This is a genomic window from Thiobacter subterraneus (genome assembly GCF_055379455.1).
In genome coordinates, this window is the sequence record NZ_AP042402.1 from 943,133 (window position 1) to 957,925 (window position 14,793).

Here is a 14,793-nt window from a genome sequence, read left to right on the forward strand (position 1 = left end):
CTGTGCACGGCCACAACCGTTTGGGCATCTGCCGCAAGGGGACTAAAATGGCGCCCACCTTTGCCCCGGACGCCCGCATGCTCTACTGCCTCGCCCGCCCGCTGCTGTTCAGTCTCGATCCGGAAACCGTCCACGACCTGACGCTGCAGGGACTGGCCCGCGCCGGCAGTCTGCTCCGCCTGGCCATGCCCCAGGTGCCCTGTGCGCCGCGCACCGTCATGGGCATCCAGTTTCCCAATCCCCTGGGGCTGGCCGCCGGACTGGACAAGAACGGCGAGGCCATCGACGGCCTGGCGGCACTGGGCTTCGGCTTCCTCGAAATCGGCACCGTCACGCCCCGGCCCCAGCCGGGCAATCCCCGCCCGCGTCTGTTCCGCATTCCGGAAGCGCAGGCCATCATCAACCGCATGGGTTTCAACAACCACGGCGTGGATGCCCTGGTGGAGAACGTCCGGCGCGCCCGCTTTCGGGGCGTACTGGGCATCAACATCGGCAAGAATTTCGACACGCCCATGGAACGGGCGGCGGACGACTATCTCTTCTGCCTGCGCAAGGTCTATCCCCACGCCAGCTACGTCACCGTCAACATTTCCTCGCCCAACACGCGCAACCTGCGTGAGCTGCAGGAGGCCCGGGAACTCGACGGCCTGCTGGCGCGGCTCAAGGCCGAGCAGGCCCGGCTCGCGGAGGAGCATGGACGCTATGTGCCGCTGGTGCTCAAGATCGCGCCCGATCTCACCCCCGAACAGCTGGTGGACATCGCCGACCGCCTGCTCGCCCACCGCATCGACGGCGTGATCGCCACCAACACCACCACCGGCCGCGAGGGCGTGGCCCATCTGCCCCACGGCCAGGAGGCGGGCGGGCTCTCGGGGGCGCCGCTGCGCGAGAAATCCACCGCCGTGATCCGCGCCCTGCACGCGCAACTGAAGGACACCGTGCCCATCATCGGCGTCGGGGGCATCCTGAACGGCGCGGACGCCCTGGAAAAGATCCAGGCCGGCGCGAGCCTGGTGCAGGTCTATACCGGCCTCGTCTATCGCGGACCGGACCTGGTCCGTGATGTCCTGAAAACGCTGTGTGCATCCCCGGCGCAGGCGGGCACGTCATGAGCAGCACCTTCCGTCCGGCCAGCACCGCCAGTCTGGCCCTGGGTGCCATCGGCGTGGTGTTCGGCGACATCGGCACCAGTCCCCTCTACACCATGAAGGAGGTCTTCGCGGGCCACCATCCCCTGGTGCCCACCAGCGAAAACGTGCTGGGCATTCTCTCCCTGGTGTTCTGGGCACTCACCATCGTGGTGTCCATCAAATACGTGGCCTTCATCATGCGCGCCGACAACAACGGCGAGGGCGGCATCATGGCCCTCATCGCCGTGGTACAGCGCGCCGTGCCGCCGGCCACGCGCTTGAGCGGGCTGCTCGCGGTGCTGGGCATCTTCGGCGCTTCCCTGTTCTACGGCGACGGCATGATCACCCCGGCCATCTCGGTGCTGTCCGCGGTGGAGGGCCTGCAGGTGGCGACGCCCGCCCTGCGCCCCCTGGTGGAGCCCATCGCCCTGGTGGTGCTCATCGTGCTGTTCGCCATCCAGCGCCATGGCACGCATCACGTCGGCCGGTTCTTCGGGCCAGTGATGAGCCTGTGGTTTTTGACCCTCGCCGTGCTGGGTCTGTCCAACATTGCGACCGCACCCCAGGTGCTCACGGCCCTCAATCCGGTGCACGCCCTGGATTTCTTCGCCCGCCATCAGGGCTATGCCTTTCTCACCCTGGGGGCGGTGGTGCTGGCGGTCACCGGCGCCGAAGCCCTTTACGCCGACATGGGCCATTTTGGGCGGCGCCCCATCCGGCTCGCCTGGTTCGCCTTCGTGCTGCCGGCGCTGCTGCTCAACTATTTCGGCCAGGGCGCCCTGCTCATCCGGGATCCCGCCGCGATCCGCAATCCGTTCTATCTGCAGGCACCGGAGTGGGCCCTGTATCCCCTCATCGGCCTGGCCACCGCCGCCACCATCATCGCCTCCCAGGCGGTGATCACCGGTGCCTTTTCCGTCACGCGCCAGGCCATCCAGCTGGGCTATCTGCCCCGCATGCAGGTCGTGCACACCTCGGAGCACGCCATCGGCCAGATCTACATTCCCTTCATCAACTGGGCCATGCTCACGGGCATCGTGCTGCTGGTGCTCATGTTCGGCTCCTCCAGCAACCTGGCCGCGGCCTATGGCATCGCGGTCACCGGCACCATGCTCATCGATACCCTGCTGGGCTTCGTGGTGGTGATCCTGCTGTGGCGCTGGAACCGCTGGCTGGCAGTGGCCGGTCTGCTGGTCTTCCTCACCGTGGACCTGGCTTTCTTCGGCGCCACTTCGCTCAAGATCGTGGAAGGCGGCTGGTTCCCCCTGCTCGTCGGGCTGATAGTGTTTACCCTGCTGTCCACCTGGAAACGGGGCCGCCAGCTCCTGCTCATCCGCCTGCAGTCCGGGGCCATTGCCCTCAGGCCGTTCATCGAGGGGCTGGTGGCCCATCCGCCGGTGCGTGTGCCGGGCACGGCGGTGTTTCTCACCGCGAGCAAGGAAGGGGTACCCCATGCCCTGTTGCACAATCTAGCCCACAACAAGGTGCTCCACGAGCGCGTGGTCTTTCTCACCGTGACCACGGAAAACCGTCCCTACGTGCCCACCGAGGAACGACTGCAAATCGAGGACCTGGGGCACAATTTCTATCGCCTGGTGGTCCACTACGGTTTCAAGGACGCGCCGGACATTCCTGCCGCCCTGGCCCTGTGTGCGGAGAAGGGACTCAAATTCGAGATGATGGAGACCTCCTTCTTCCTGTCACGGGAGACCCTCGTCGCCACCGGCTTGCCCGGCATGGCCCCCTGGCGTGAGCAGCTGTTCATCCACATGGCGCGCAATGCGGAGAGTGCCATGAGCTTTTTCCGCATTCCCACCAACCGCGTGATCGAACTCGGCACTCAGGTGGAGATCTGAGGTTTTGGCAGAGAAGGATTAGGGGACACAAGCCATGCGCATCGGCATTCCCAAGGAAATCAAGGATCACGAATACCGGGTCGGGGCCACGCCGGCCGGCGTGCACATGCTGGTCGCGGCCGGTCATGAGGTATGGGTGGAAAGCGGCGCCGGCGCCCACATCGGCTTCGGCGACGACCAGTATCGCGCCGCCGGTGCCCGCATTGCGGCCAGCGTCGCCGAAGTCTATCGCTGCCCCCTGGTGGTGAAGGTAAAGGAGCCACAGGCGAGCGAAATTCCCCTGCTGTGGGAAGGTCAGGTGGTGTTCTGCTACTTTCACCTGGCGGCCTCGCGGGAACTCACGCAGGCGCTGCTCGACCGCAGGATCATCGCCGTCGCCTACGAAACGGTAACAGACGAACACGGGGCCCTGCCGCTGCTCATTCCCATGTCGGAGATCGCCGGCCGAATTGCCGTGCACGTGGGCGCCCACTGCCTGCATTTCGCCAATGGTGGCAGTGGCGTGCTGCTGGGTGGGGTGCCCGGTGTGTCGCCCGGGAAGGTGCTGGTGATCGGTGCCGGGACCGTGGGCACCCAGGCCGCACGCATGGCGCTGGGCCTGGGGGCGGATGTCACCATCCTGGACGTGAACCTCACCCGCCTGCGCCAGCTGGACGACCTGTTCGGTCCCCACCTCAAGACCCGCTATTCGGAAAGTCATGCCATCGCCGAGCTGGCCACCGAGGCGGATCTGGTGGTGGGTTCGGTGTACATCCCGGGCAAGCGCGCGCCCAAGCTCATCACCCACGATACGGTGCGGCACATGAAACGCGGGTCGGTCCTGGTGGACGTGGCCATCGACCAGGGTGGCTGTGCGGAAACCTCGCGTCCCACCACCCACACCAGCCCCACCTATATCCACGATGGCGTCGTGCACTATTGTGTGGCCAACATGCCGGCCGCGACCGCCCGCACCTCCACCCAGGCCCTCACCAATGCCACGCTGCCCTACACGCTGGCGCTCGCCGCCGATCCCCTGGGTGCGCTGAAAACCCGCCGTGACCTGCGCGCCGGGCTGCAACTGTGCCTGGGGCGCGTCACCCACCGCGCCGTGGCGGAGGACCTGGGCCTGCCCTACAGCGAGCCGGAGGATGCCCTCGCCACCGCCTGACCGATACGCGCAGGCGAAAACCCGCGCCCGTTCAGGGTTGCAGGGCCATGGCCCAAAGCGGATAATTTGGTCGTTTTTTCGTCGCCCCAGGCCATCGTGGAAACCTATTTCCTCATCCTCATCAGCACGGTGTTCGTGAACAACATCGTGCTGGTCAAGATTCTCGGTCTGTGTCCCTTCATGGGGGTCTCCAAGAAGCTCGAACCGGCCATCGGCATGGGGCTGGCCACCACCTTCGTGCTCACCCTCGCCTCCGGCGCCAGTTACCTCATCAACGAATACCTGTTGGGCAGCGAGCTTTTCTACCTGCGCACGCTTTCCTTCATCGTGGTCATCGCCGCCATCGTGCAGCTGACCGAGATGTTCCTGCACAAGATGTTCCCGCTGCTCTACCAGGTGCTGGGCATCTACCTGCCCCTCATCACCACCAACTGTGCGGTGCTGGGCATTCCCCTGCTCAACGTGCAGGCACGGCACGATTTCGTGGAGTCCCTGTTCTTCGGGCTGGGGGGTGCGCTGGGTTTCTCCCTGATCCTGGTCGTGTTCGCCGCCATGCGCGAACGGCTGGAAGGCGCGGACGTGCCGGCACCTTTCCGTGGCAGCGCCATCGCCATGGTGACGGCAGGGTTGATGAGCCTTGCCTTCATGGGATTCTCCGGCCTGGTGAAATGAAAGCCGGGTTTGCCATGGAAGCGGGGGAACACAGCAAAGGTCCCGGGCCCATCTGCATCGGCGAGCAACCGATGCGCCAGGCCCCTTTGCCTATGCACTGCCCTGTCCGTCCCGGTGTCGCCGTGGCGGCGTGGTGAAACAGACAGCCATGGTCTCCGCACTTCTCGTCATGTCCGCCCTGGCCCTGGCCCTGGGACTCGCGCTGGGCTATGCGGCGGTGCGCTTCCACGTGGAATCGAGCCCCCTGGTGGACAAGATCGATGCCATCCTGCCCCAGACTCAGTGCGGCCAGTGTGGCTATCCCGGCTGCCGTCCCTACGCCGAGGCCATCGCCAGGGGGGAGGCGGACATCAACCAGTGTCCCCCCGGGGGCGAGGAAGGCATACGCAGGCTTGCGGAGCTGCTGGGGGTGGAACCCAAACCCCTGAACACCGCCCACGGGGTGGAGAAGCCCAAGTCGGTGGCAGTGATCGACGAAAACCTGTGCATCGGCTGCACCCTGTGCATCCAGGCGTGCCCGGTGGATGCCATCGTCGGTGCCGCGAAGCAGATGCACACCGTGATCGCCTCCGAATGCACCGGCTGTGAGCTGTGCGTGCCGCCCTGTCCGGTGGACTGCATCCACATGGTGCCGATCCAGGAGGACATTACCACCTGGAAGTGGAAATATCCGGTGATTCCCCTCAAGGCCGCCTGACCCATGCGCGAGCTTTACGGCTTTCCCGGCGGCGTGCATCCGCCCGAACACAAGACCGAATCCAGCGGCCGTCCCATCGCACCGGCGCCGCTGCCGGCGCGGCTCGTCGTGCCTCTCATGCAGCACATCGGCAATCCTGCCAAACCCGTGGTGCAGCCCGGACAGCAGGTGCTCAAGGGCGAACTCATCGGCAAAGCCGACGGCTACATCTCGGCGAGCGTGCATGCCCCCACCTCGGGCCGGGTGCTGGCCGTGGAACCGCATCCCGTCCCCCATCCCTCCGGCCTGCCGGCCCTGTGTGTAGTGATCGAGGCCGATGGCGAGGAACGCTGGGTGGACAAGACCCCCATCGAGTATCTCGACCGCGATCCCAGCGAGGTGCGCAACCGCCTGCGCGACATGGGGCTGGCCGGCCTGGGCGGGGCGGTGTTCCCCACCCATGTCAAGCTCAATCCGGCACCCGAGCCCAGCATTCCCCTCCTGGTGCTCAATGGCTGCGAATGCGAGCCCTGGATCACCTGCGACGACCGCCTGATGCGGGAACGCGCCCCCAGCATCGTCGCCGGTGCCCGCATCATGCGCCACCTGCTGGGCGCGCGCGAGGTGATCGTTGCCATCGAGGACAACAAGCCGGAGGCCATCGCCGCCATGCGCGACGCCTGCCGCGACACGGATTTCGAACTGGTGGTGGTGCCCACCCTCTACCCTTCCGGTAGCGGCAAGCAGCTCACCCAGCTGCTCACCGGGCGGGAGGTACCCAGTGGCGGACGTTCCACCGATGTGGGCGTGCAGATCTTCAACGTGGGCACCGCCCATGCCCTGGACCGGGCCGTGCATCACGGGGAGCCCCTCATCTCGCGCGTGGTCACCGTCACGGGCAATGTGCGGCGCCCCCAGAATTTCGAGGCGCCCATCGGCATGCCGCTGGCGGAACTGGTGGCCCTGGCCGGCAGCCCGCGCGAGGACACCACGGGCTACATCATGGGCGGGCCGATGATGGGCTTCGACCTGCACACCGACCAGGTACCCGTGGTCAAGGCCATGAACTGCGTGATCGCCCGTTCCGACAGGCTGTTCCCACCGCCGCCGCTGCCGCTACCCTGCATCCGCTGCACCCGCTGTGCCCAGGTCTGCCCGGTGCGGCTGCAGCCCCAGGATCTGTACTGGTTCGCCCGTGCCCGGGACTTCGGCAAGGCCCAGGAGCACCACCTGTTCGACTGCATCGAATGCGGCTGTTGCGCCTACGTCTGTCCCAGCCACATTCCCCTGGTGGATTACTACCGTTTCGCCAAAAGCGAGATCTGGGCACGGGAACGTGAAAAGAAGGCGGCAGACCGGGCACGGGAACGGCACGAGTTCCGCCTGCAGCGGCTGGAGCGGGAGAAGAAGGAACGCGCGGAAAAGCTGGCCCAGAAGGCCGCCGCATCCAAAGCCACGGCGGCCATGCCCACGCCGGATGCGGACGCCAAGCGCGCCGCCATCCAGGCGGCCATCGAACGGGCCCGCGCCAAGCGGGCGGGGGTGGAACCACGCAACGTGGATGACCTGCCGCCGGACAAGCTGAAGGAAATCCAGGAAATCGAGGCACGCCGGGCCAAGCTGCGCGAGGCCATGCAAAACCCGCCTGAGAATACGCCATGACCTACATCTCGCAACCGGCCAGCGTCGGCCTCATCATGGGCAAGGTGCTGCTGGCCCTAGGGCTGGGCATTGCCGCCTACGTGGCCTATTTCGGACCGGCCATCCTGGTGAGTCTCACCCTTGCCTCCCTCACCGCGCTCCTCTGCGAGGCCCTGATGCTGCGCCTGCGGGGCTATGCCATCGCACCCTTCCTCAAGGATGGCAGCGCCCTGGTCACCGCATGGCTGCTGGCCCTGTCCCTGCCGCCGCTCGCCCCCTGGTGGGTGGTGGTGGGCGGTACCGCGTTCGCCATCGTAGTGGCCAAGCATCTTTACGGGGGGCTGGGCAGCAACCTGTTCAATCCCGCCATGGCGGGCTACGCCCTGCTTCTGGTGTCCTTCCCCGCCCACATGACCCAATGGCCGGCGGTGGACATGCTGGCCCACGCCCACCTCTCCCTGCCGGATGCGGTGGTCTATGTCTTCACCGGTCATCTGCCGGCAGGCGTGACCCTCGACGCCATCACCATGGCCACCCCCCTGGACCTGCTCAAGACCCAGCTCAGGCTGGGCCACACGGTCAATGAGATCACCCGTGCCCCGGTTTATGGCCATGTGGGGGGACGGGGCAGCGAGCTCATCGCTCTCGCCTGGCTGGCCGGCGGCCTGTTCCTGCTGCAGCAGCGGGTGATCACCTGGCACGTGCCGGTGGCCATGCTGGCCGGCCTGTTCGCCGCTGCCCTCTGGTTCCACGTGTACGACCCCGACCGCTACGTGGCGCCCTGGTTCCACCTGGCCACCGGTGGCGCCATGCTGGGTGCCTTCTTCATCGCCACCGATCCCGTGACGGGGCCCACCACCCCCCTGGGCAAGCTGATCTTTGGCGCGGCCATCGGCCTGCTCGTCTATCTCATCCGCACCTTCGGCGGCTACCCGGACGGCGTGGCCTTTGCCGTGCTCATCATGAACATGGCCGCGCCCCTCATCGATATCTATACCCAGCCCCGGGTGGTGGGGCACGGCCCAGAGAAATCCGGCAAGCCATGAACCCCGCCCTGACCAACGCCCTGCGCACGGCCCTGATCCTGCTTGCCTTCGCGGTGTTGGGCACGGCCATCCTCGCCTACAGTTTTCAGCTCACCCGGGGCATCATCGCCGCCAGCGAGGAACGGGAAAAACTCGCCCTCATCACCCAGACCCTGCCGCCGGCGCTGTTCGACAACGACATTCTGGCCGATGTCATCGAACTGCCGCCCACCCAGGCCCTGGGCACCACACAACCCTCCCTGGTGTACCGCGCCACCCTCCGTGGCCAGCCAGCCGCCCTGGTGTTCGAGGCCGTGGCGCCGGAAGGCTACGGCGGGCCCGTGCGCCTGCTGGTGGCGGTGAAGGCCAACGGGGAAGTGGCGGGCGTGCGGGTGGTGTCCCATAATGAAACGCCGGGGCTGGGCGATTACATCGAGGTCAGCCGATCCGACTGGATCCGTGTGTTCGAGGGCGCCTCGCTGGCCAAGATCCCGCCCCTGCAATGGAAGGTGCAAAAGGACGGGGGCGTGTTCCCCTATCGCGCCGGCGCCACCATCACCCCGCGCGCGGTCGTCAAGGCGGTGCAGGGTGTGCTGACTTTTTACGAGAAGGAAGGGCCTGCGCTGTTTGCGCGGCCCGTAGCGCGCAAGGAGCGAAAACCATGAGCGAAACCAGCCTGCGTGAAATCGCTGCAAACGGTTTGTGGAAGCAGAACACGGGACTCGTGCAGCTGCTCGGGCTGTGCCCGCTGCTGGCCATCAGCAACAGCGCCGTCAATGCCCTGAGCCTGGGGCTGGCCACCAGTCTGGTAATGGCGGTGGCGAGCGGCAGCGTGTCCCTGATCCGCAGCGTGGTGCCCAAGGAGATCCGCATCGCGGTGTTCATCCTCATCATCGCCGCGCTGGTGACGGCCATCCAGCTCCTGATGAATGCCTTCGTGCACCCCCTCTATCTGGTGCTGGGCATCTTCATCCCCCTCATCACCACCAATTGCATCGTGCTCGCCCGCTGCGAAGCCTTTGCTTCGCGCAACCGCTTCCTGCCGTCCGTGTTCGATGCCCTGATGATGGGCATCGGTCTCACCCTGGTGCTGGGTGTGCTGGGAGCCTTGCGTGAAGTGGTGGGCAAGGGGACGCTGTTTTCCGGTCTCGATCTGGTGTTCGGGCGGGCCGCCCGTGACTGGGTGATTCACGTGCTGCCGGCCGACTACCCCGGCCTGCTCGCCGCGGTGCTGCCGCCCGGAGCCTTCATCGCGCTGGGCTGCCTGATCGCCTTCAAGAACTGGCGCGATGCTCGCGCGGAACAGCGGCGCGCCGCACCGGCAAGCCTCAAGGCCGCATGAACGCGCGCAAGCGGCGGGAAATTTTCGAGCGGTTCCGGGCCTGGAATCCCCATCCCACCACCGAGCTGGAATACCGCACGCCCTTCGAGCTCCTCATTGCCGTGATCCTCTCCGCCCAGGCCACGGACCGTAGCGTGAATCTCGCCACCCGCAGGCTGTTTCCCAAAGCCAACACGCCGGAAGCCATGCTGGCGCTAGGGGAAGAAGGGCTCATTCCCTATATCCGCAGCATCGGTCTCTACCCCACCAAGGCCAAACACATCATCGCCACCTCCCGCATCCTGGTGGAGCAATACGGCGGTCAGGTTCCCGCCACGCGCGAGGCGCTGGAAAAGCTCCCGGGCGTGGGACGCAAGACGGCCAACGTGGTGCTCAACACCGCTTTCGGTCAGCCCACCATTGCGGTGGACACGCACATCTTTAGGGTCGCCAACCGCACCGGCCTGGCACCGGGCAAAACACCCCTGGAGGTGGAACGCGGGCTGCTAAAATTCGTACCGGATGAATTCAAGCACGATGCCCACCATTGGCTGATCCTGCATGGACGCTACGTATGCACCGCGCGCAAGCCGAAATGCCCCGAGTGCCTGATTCGCGACCTGTGCGAATACCGGCACAAGACCCCTGCCCCATGAGGGGATGCCATGTCCATTGCCAGCGCCCTTGCCACCGGCCGCACCGCCCATGAAGATCTGGCCCGCGAGGCCGTGTCCGCCGCCATGGCGCGCGCGGGGCTCAACCACGCCAACAGCGTGCTGCTCTTCCTCACGTCGGAATTCGCACCCGATCCGCAACCCGCCCTGCGCGCCGCCTCCCGTGCCGCCCGCTGCACCCAGGTGGTGGGCTGCTCCGCGGCGGGCATCTTCACCGAACAGGAATGGGTGCTGGACGCGCCGGCCGCCGCGGCCATGGTGTTCGGCGGCGACGTCTCCCTGCTGCCCAGCCACGGCAGCGCGCCAGACGAACTGATTCTGGCCCTGGCTGCGCCCAACGCCATCAACAGCACTTGGATCCGGGCGCCGGGCCTGCGCTTCGGCGGGGTGTCCGGTGATGCCACCGGCCAGGGGCCCTTCAAGGTCTGGTGCGGGGGACGGGTGGCGGCCAATGGCCGGTGCGAGACGGTCATCAGGGGGGCGCGTGGCGCGGTAGGGGTGTCCCAGGGCGTGCGGCCCCTGTCTCCCCCGCTGGAGATCACCCAGGTGAGTGGCTACGACGTGATCAGCCTGGGCACCCAACCTTCCCTCAACAGCCTGGCACGCGAACTGCCGCTGGAGGTGCGTGAGCTGGACCGCATCCCCCTGCACCTGATCCTCGCCGGCGTGGTCTTCGGGGATCCGGACACCGCCATCCAGGAGGGACGCTACCGCCTCGCGCCGATCATTGCCGCCAACAGCGACGACCGTTCGGTGACCCTCTCCGCACGCCTGGCGCCAGGCGAACACCTGTTCTGGGCCCTGCGTCAGCCGCTGGCGGCGGAACGCGACATGCGCCTCACGGTGGAGCGCGTGCGGCGGGAGCTGGGCCGCGAGCCCGACTTCGGCCTGTTCTTCCCCTGCATGGGGCGTGGCCCCTATTTCTATGGCGGGATCGACCGCGATCTCGAACTCCTCAAGGCGCGTTTCCCGGGACTGCCGCTGATCGGCTTCTACGGCAATGGCGAAATCGCGCCCCTCGACGGCAGCAACGAGCTCTTCCAGTACTCGGGCGTCCTGGGCCTGTTCAGCACCGATGTTTGATCCGGACCGGGAACAGGTGCGCCGGTTCTACTTCGATACCTGGCGCAAGTATCGCAACCGGGAGCCGCTGCAGGGCAGCGAGACACTGGCCATCGAGGTCATCCTGCTCCATCCGGAATACCACACCATCCTGGAACAGCCGGAGCGCTACACGGCGCGCGACTACCTGCCGGAGATGGGGGAGACCAATCCCTTCCTGCACCTGAGCCTGCACCTGGCCATCCTGGAACAGCTCTCCATCGACCAGCCTGCCGGCATCCGCAGCCGCTACCAGCAACTCCTCGAGCGCGGCCTTGCAGTCCACGACGCCCACCACGTCCTGGCGGAGTGTCTGGCGGAAATGATCTGGCAGGCCCAGCGCAACCACGCGCCGCCCGATCCCGCCCTCTATCTGGGCTGTCTCGACGCCAGACTGCGCCCATGAAAAAACCCGGCCAGGCCGGGTTTTTTCATGGCCGGGAAGGACCCGCGTCAGCGCTTGTATTTCAAGCCGGACTGGCTGGCGAAATAGGCAGCCAGATCGGCGATGTCCTGATCCGACAGATTGGCGGCCTGGCCGTTCATGATGGCGTTGACGCGGCTCTTGTCCCGGTAGGCCTTGAGGGCGTGCACCAGGTAGTCGTCGTTCTGCCCCGCCAGCTTGGGAAAGGCGGGCGTGGGGCTGTTGCCGTCGGCACCATGGCAAGCGGCGCAGGCGGCGCTCTTGGCCTTGCCGGCCGCGGCATCGCCGGCGGCCGCCGCAGGCAGGTTTACGCCCAGGGCGAGGATGGCGGTGGTGAGGAGGAGGCGCATGTTCATGGTTTCCGTCCCTTCTTATTTGGCGTCGGCATAGTAGGCGGCGAGATCGGCCATGTCCTGGTCGGACAGACTGCCGGCGATCGCGCGCATGGTGGCGTGCTTGCGCTCGCCCGCCTTGTAGGCCTTGAGCGCGGCAACGATGTATTCGGCATGCTGGCCGCCGATCTTGGGCACCCGATAGGTGTCGGGATAGACGCTGCGGTAGCCTTCGATGCCGTGGCATCCGGCGCACATGGAGCTTTTGTTCTTGCCCGCGGCGGCATTGGCTTCCGCCAGGACACTGCCGCTCATCGCGGCCGTCAGCATCACGAGCAGGCTGGCTAGGACGTGTTTGCTCATTTTCCTCACTCTTTCGGGTGGTTTGAAAAGGTTCTGCAAAACCGGACGGACCGCGCTCTCTTTTGTCTTTGACGGGCACGCCCGCGCGCGGCGCAAACGAATTGCGCCGTATTCTACGCGCAGGCGGCCCGGCCGGGCAACCACCGCGGATTTGCCCGGCGCGCGTAAATATTAGATACTCCTAATGTTTTTGCCCACCGGACGACGATTTCATGAGTCTTGCCTCCCGCTTTTCCGACACGCTCGCCTGCAATCTGTGGCTCTACCGCGTGCTGCCCTTCCTGCGCTGGTGGCCGCGGGTGGACCGGCGCACGCTGCGGGCGGATGCGATTGCCGGCCTCACCGGCGCCCTCATCGTCCTGCCCCAGGGCGTGGCCTTCGCCACCATCGCCGGCCTGCCTCCCCAGTACGGCCTCTACGCCGCCATGGTGCCCGCCGTCATCGCCGCCCTGTTCGGCTCCAGCTGGCATCTCGTCTCCGGCCCCACCACCGCCATCTCCATCGCGGTGTTCGCCTCCGTCGCCCCCCATGCCACCCCCGGCAGCCCCGAGTTCATCAAGCTCGTGCTCACCCTCACCTTCCTGGTGGGCGTGTTCGAACTCCTCCTGGGACTCGCCCGCATGGGCACCCTGGTCAACTTCATCTCCCACACCGTGGTCATCGGCTTCACCGCCGGCGCCGCCCTCCTCATCGCCGGCAGCCAGATCAAAAACTTCTTCGGGCTGGACATTCCCCGCGGCACACCCTTTCACGAGACCCTGCGCCAGCTCTTCCTGCATCTTGGCGACATCAATCCCTACGTGACGGCGGTGGCCGTGGTGACCCTCCTCTCCGGCATCCTGGTCAAGCGCTTCCTGCCGCGCATCCCCTACATGATCGCAGCCATGCTGGTGGGCAGTTTTTTCGCGGCGTGGCTCAATGGATTGCTGGGCGAGAGCATCACCCAAATCAAGACCGTAGGCGCGCTGCCCGCCGGCCTGCCGCCCCTGTCCATGCCGGATTTCTCGCTCAAGGCCCTGCACGACATGTTCTTCCCGGCCCTGGTGGTGACCATGCTGGCGCTCACCGAGGCAGTGTCCATCTCCCGTGCCATCGCCGCCAAGTCCGAGCAGCGCATCGACGGCAACCAGGAATTCATCGGCCAGGGCCTGTCCAACATCCTGGGCAGCTTCTTCTCCAGCTACGCCTCCTCCGGTTCCTTCAACCGCAGCGGCGTCAACTACGCCTCCGGCGCCCAGACCCCCCTCGCCGCGGTGTTCGCCTCCCTCGCCCTGGTCCTGATCCTGCTCCTGGTAGCACCCCTCGCCGCCTACCTGCCCACCGCCGCCATGGCCGGCATCCTGTTCCTGGTGGCCTGGGGACTGATCGATTTCCATCACATCGCCACCATCCCGAAAGTGAGCCGCAGCGAATCCCTCGTACTCTGGGTGACCCTGATCGGCACCCTCATCAACCTGGAGAAGGGCATCTTCTTCGGGGTGCTGCTGTCCCTCATGTTCTACCTCTACCGCACCTCCCGTCCCCAGGTGCAGGCGGTGGTGCCAGATCCGGAGCCCGGCAGCTACCACTACATCGACGCCACCGGCCGTCCCGAATGTCCCCAAGTCAAGATGCTGCGCATCAACGGCTCCATCTTCTTCGGGGCGGTGGACCACGTGCAGTCGCGCCTGCACGAGGTGGACGCAGACAACCCCCAGGCCCGACACCTGCTCATCGTGGCCACCGGCATCAACTTCGTGGACATCGCGGGCGCGGAAATGCTCGCCCAGGAGGCCAAGCGCCGCCGGCGCATGGGCGGCGGGCTGTATCTGTACCGGGTCAAGGAAGGCGCCTGTGAAATGCTGCGGCGGGCCAGCTACGCCGAGGAGATCGGCAGGGAAAACGTCTTCCCTGCCAAGAGCCGGCCCATCGAGACCATCTATCCCCGACTCGACGCCGACATCTGCGCGCGCTGCAGCGCGCGCATCTTCCCCGAATGCCAGGAGCGGCTGCCGGACGGACGCCCGCGACAGGACTGATGATCTTTGCCCAAGCGCCCAAAAACGCTACAATTTGACGCTTTCTTGACATTCGTTTTCGGGAGCCAAGCATGGCAGAAGTCAACACGCGCTGGAGCAAGACCCTGTTCTGGGGCGCGCTCGTGGCCCTGCTCTACTGGGGGCTGTTCCATTTCCAGGACGACATCGTGCGCCTGGCCCACACCACCACCCAGTCCTGCCTGGTGGTGGAAAATGGCAGGGAGATCTATTACCACAAACCCACCCCCGAGGCCTGCGCCGCCAAGGGCGGCACCCTTCTGGAAGGCAACTGGATGAACGTGCTGGTCCCCATCGTAGTCGCCTTCGTCATGTCCTACGTCCATGGGGCGTTCACGGCAATGTTCTGGGATTCCCTGGGACTCAAGGCCGCCAGCAAGAAATGAGGGGGA

General features: G+C 66.1%; 16 protein-coding genes. 14 read left to right on the top strand and 2 right to left on the bottom strand.

Features of this window, described 5'->3' with window-relative positions:
* The first annotated feature begins 47 nt into the window (after nucleotides 1-47).
* The 12 genes from ACZ42P_RS04775 to ACZ42P_RS04830 all read left to right on the top strand — a co-directional run bounded on the left by ACZ42P_RS04775 (nucleotide 48) and on the right by ACZ42P_RS04830 (nucleotide 11,652).
* A complete protein-coding gene (locus ACZ42P_RS04775; RefSeq protein WP_464898946.1) occupies nucleotides 48-1,112 on the top strand; it encodes a quinone-dependent dihydroorotate dehydrogenase in 1,065 nt (354 codons plus the stop codon).
* The gene (locus ACZ42P_RS04780) at nucleotides 1,109-2,986 is read left to right on the top strand and encodes a potassium transporter Kup (RefSeq protein WP_464898947.1); all 1,878 of its coding nucleotides are present in this window, start codon (nucleotides 1,109-1,111) and stop codon (nucleotides 2,984-2,986) included. The genes ACZ42P_RS04775 and ACZ42P_RS04780 overlap by 4 nt, the downstream gene beginning before the upstream one ends.
* A 34-nt stretch (nucleotides 2,987-3,020) precedes the next feature.
* Complete coding sequence (ald, locus tag ACZ42P_RS04785; protein WP_464898948.1) at nucleotides 3,021-4,136, top strand: alanine dehydrogenase; 1,116 nt, start codon at nucleotides 3,021-3,023, stop codon at nucleotides 4,134-4,136.
* A gap of 96 nt (nucleotides 4,137-4,232) precedes the next feature.
* On the top strand, nucleotides 4,233-4,808 hold the full coding sequence (rsxA, locus tag ACZ42P_RS04790; RefSeq protein WP_464898949.1) for an electron transport complex subunit RsxA: 576 nt from the start codon (nucleotides 4,233-4,235) through the stop codon (nucleotides 4,806-4,808).
* Between the two features lie 148 nt (nucleotides 4,809-4,956).
* A complete protein-coding gene (gene rsxB, locus ACZ42P_RS04795) occupies nucleotides 4,957-5,505 on the top strand; it encodes an electron transport complex subunit RsxB (RefSeq protein WP_464898950.1) in 549 nt (182 codons plus the stop codon).
* A 3-nt stretch (nucleotides 5,506-5,508) separates the two neighbouring features.
* Nucleotides 5,509-7,146: an electron transport complex subunit RsxC gene (gene rsxC, locus ACZ42P_RS04800; protein WP_464898951.1), complete on the top strand. Its 1,638-nt coding sequence runs from the start codon at nucleotides 5,509-5,511 to the stop codon at nucleotides 7,144-7,146.
* Nucleotides 7,143-8,171 carry an RnfABCDGE type electron transport complex subunit D gene (locus ACZ42P_RS04805; protein WP_464898952.1) on the top strand — a complete coding sequence of 343 codons (1,029 nt, stop codon included), beginning with the start codon at nucleotides 7,143-7,145 and terminating at the stop codon, nucleotides 8,169-8,171. The genes rsxC and ACZ42P_RS04805 overlap by 4 nt, the downstream gene beginning before the upstream one ends.
* Nucleotides 8,168-8,815, top strand: a complete 648-nt coding sequence (rsxG, locus tag ACZ42P_RS04810) for an electron transport complex subunit RsxG (RefSeq protein WP_464898953.1) — start codon at nucleotides 8,168-8,170, stop codon at nucleotides 8,813-8,815. Before ACZ42P_RS04805 ends, rsxG begins: the two co-directional genes overlap by 4 nt.
* A complete protein-coding gene (locus tag ACZ42P_RS04815; RefSeq protein ID WP_464898954.1) occupies nucleotides 8,812-9,492 on the top strand; it encodes an electron transport complex subunit E in 681 nt (226 codons plus the stop codon). Before rsxG ends, ACZ42P_RS04815 begins: the two co-directional genes overlap by 4 nt.
* Complete coding sequence (gene nth, locus ACZ42P_RS04820) at nucleotides 9,489-10,127, top strand: endonuclease III (protein ID WP_464898955.1); 639 nt, start codon at nucleotides 9,489-9,491, stop codon at nucleotides 10,125-10,127. Before ACZ42P_RS04815 ends, nth begins: the two co-directional genes overlap by 4 nt.
* A 9-nt stretch (nucleotides 10,128-10,136) precedes the next feature.
* A complete protein-coding gene (locus tag ACZ42P_RS04825) occupies nucleotides 10,137-11,228 on the top strand; it encodes an FIST N-terminal domain-containing protein (protein ID WP_464898956.1) in 1,092 nt (363 codons plus the stop codon).
* Entirely contained in the window at nucleotides 11,221-11,652 is a 432-nt protein-coding gene (locus ACZ42P_RS04830) for a DUF1841 family protein (protein WP_464898957.1), read from the top strand. The genes ACZ42P_RS04825 and ACZ42P_RS04830 overlap by 8 nt, the downstream gene beginning before the upstream one ends.
* Before the next feature lie 47 nt (nucleotides 11,653-11,699).
* On the opposite strand, the gene ACZ42P_RS04835 is transcribed toward ACZ42P_RS04830, so the two are convergent.
* A complete protein-coding gene (locus ACZ42P_RS04835) occupies nucleotides 11,700-12,026 on the bottom strand; it encodes a c-type cytochrome (RefSeq protein ID WP_464898958.1) in 327 nt (108 codons plus the stop codon).
* Nucleotides 12,027-12,041: 15 nt separating this feature from the next.
* Nucleotides 12,042-12,332 (bottom strand): c-type cytochrome, encoded by a 291-nt coding sequence (locus ACZ42P_RS04840; protein WP_464899367.1) that lies wholly within the window; start codon nucleotides 12,330-12,332, stop codon nucleotides 12,042-12,044.
* A gap of 245 nt (nucleotides 12,333-12,577) precedes the next feature.
* On the opposite strand from ACZ42P_RS04840, the gene ACZ42P_RS04845 reads away from it, so the two are divergent.
* Together ACZ42P_RS04845 and ACZ42P_RS04850 are read left to right on the top strand one after the other, a co-directional pair.
* Complete coding sequence (locus tag ACZ42P_RS04845; protein WP_464898959.1) at nucleotides 12,578-14,383, top strand: SulP family inorganic anion transporter; 1,806 nt, start codon at nucleotides 12,578-12,580, stop codon at nucleotides 14,381-14,383.
* Between the two features lie 71 nt (nucleotides 14,384-14,454).
* Entirely contained in the window at nucleotides 14,455-14,787 is a 333-nt protein-coding gene (locus tag ACZ42P_RS04850) for a hypothetical protein (RefSeq protein WP_464898960.1), read from the top strand.
* The last annotated feature ends 6 nt before the right edge of the window (nucleotides 14,788-14,793 follow it).

Coding starts and splice junctions, on each gene's coding strand:
- ACZ42P_RS04775 (WP_464898946.1), top strand. CDS start 48: ATGGCGCCCACCTTTGCCCCGGACGCCCGCATGCTCTACTGCCTCGCC.
- ACZ42P_RS04780 (WP_464898947.1), top strand. CDS start 1,109: ATGAGCAGCACCTTCCGTCCGGCCAGCACCGCCAGTCTGGCCCTGGGT.
- ald (WP_464898948.1), top strand. CDS start 3,021: ATGCGCATCGGCATTCCCAAGGAAATCAAGGATCACGAATACCGGGTC.
- rsxB (WP_464898950.1), top strand. CDS start 4,957: ATGGTCTCCGCACTTCTCGTCATGTCCGCCCTGGCCCTGGCCCTGGGA.
- rsxC (WP_464898951.1), top strand. CDS start 5,509: ATGCGCGAGCTTTACGGCTTTCCCGGCGGCGTGCATCCGCCCGAACAC.
- ACZ42P_RS04805 (WP_464898952.1), top strand. CDS start 7,143: ATGACCTACATCTCGCAACCGGCCAGCGTCGGCCTCATCATGGGCAAG.
- rsxG (WP_464898953.1), top strand. CDS start 8,168: ATGAACCCCGCCCTGACCAACGCCCTGCGCACGGCCCTGATCCTGCTT.
- ACZ42P_RS04815 (WP_464898954.1), top strand. CDS start 8,812: ATGAGCGAAACCAGCCTGCGTGAAATCGCTGCAAACGGTTTGTGGAAG.
- nth (WP_464898955.1), top strand. CDS start 9,489: ATGAACGCGCGCAAGCGGCGGGAAATTTTCGAGCGGTTCCGGGCCTGG.
- ACZ42P_RS04825 (WP_464898956.1), top strand. CDS start 10,137: ATGTCCATTGCCAGCGCCCTTGCCACCGGCCGCACCGCCCATGAAGAT.
- ACZ42P_RS04830 (WP_464898957.1), top strand. CDS start 11,221: ATGTTTGATCCGGACCGGGAACAGGTGCGCCGGTTCTACTTCGATACC.
- ACZ42P_RS04835 (WP_464898958.1), bottom strand. CDS start 12,026: ATGAACATGCGCCTCCTCCTCACCACCGCCATCCTCGCCCTGGGCGTA.
- ACZ42P_RS04840 (WP_464899367.1), bottom strand. CDS start 12,332: ATGCTGACGGCCGCGATGAGCGGCAGTGTCCTGGCGGAAGCCAATGCC.
- ACZ42P_RS04845 (WP_464898959.1), top strand. CDS start 12,578: ATGAGTCTTGCCTCCCGCTTTTCCGACACGCTCGCCTGCAATCTGTGG.
- ACZ42P_RS04850 (WP_464898960.1), top strand. CDS start 14,455: ATGGCAGAAGTCAACACGCGCTGGAGCAAGACCCTGTTCTGGGGCGCG.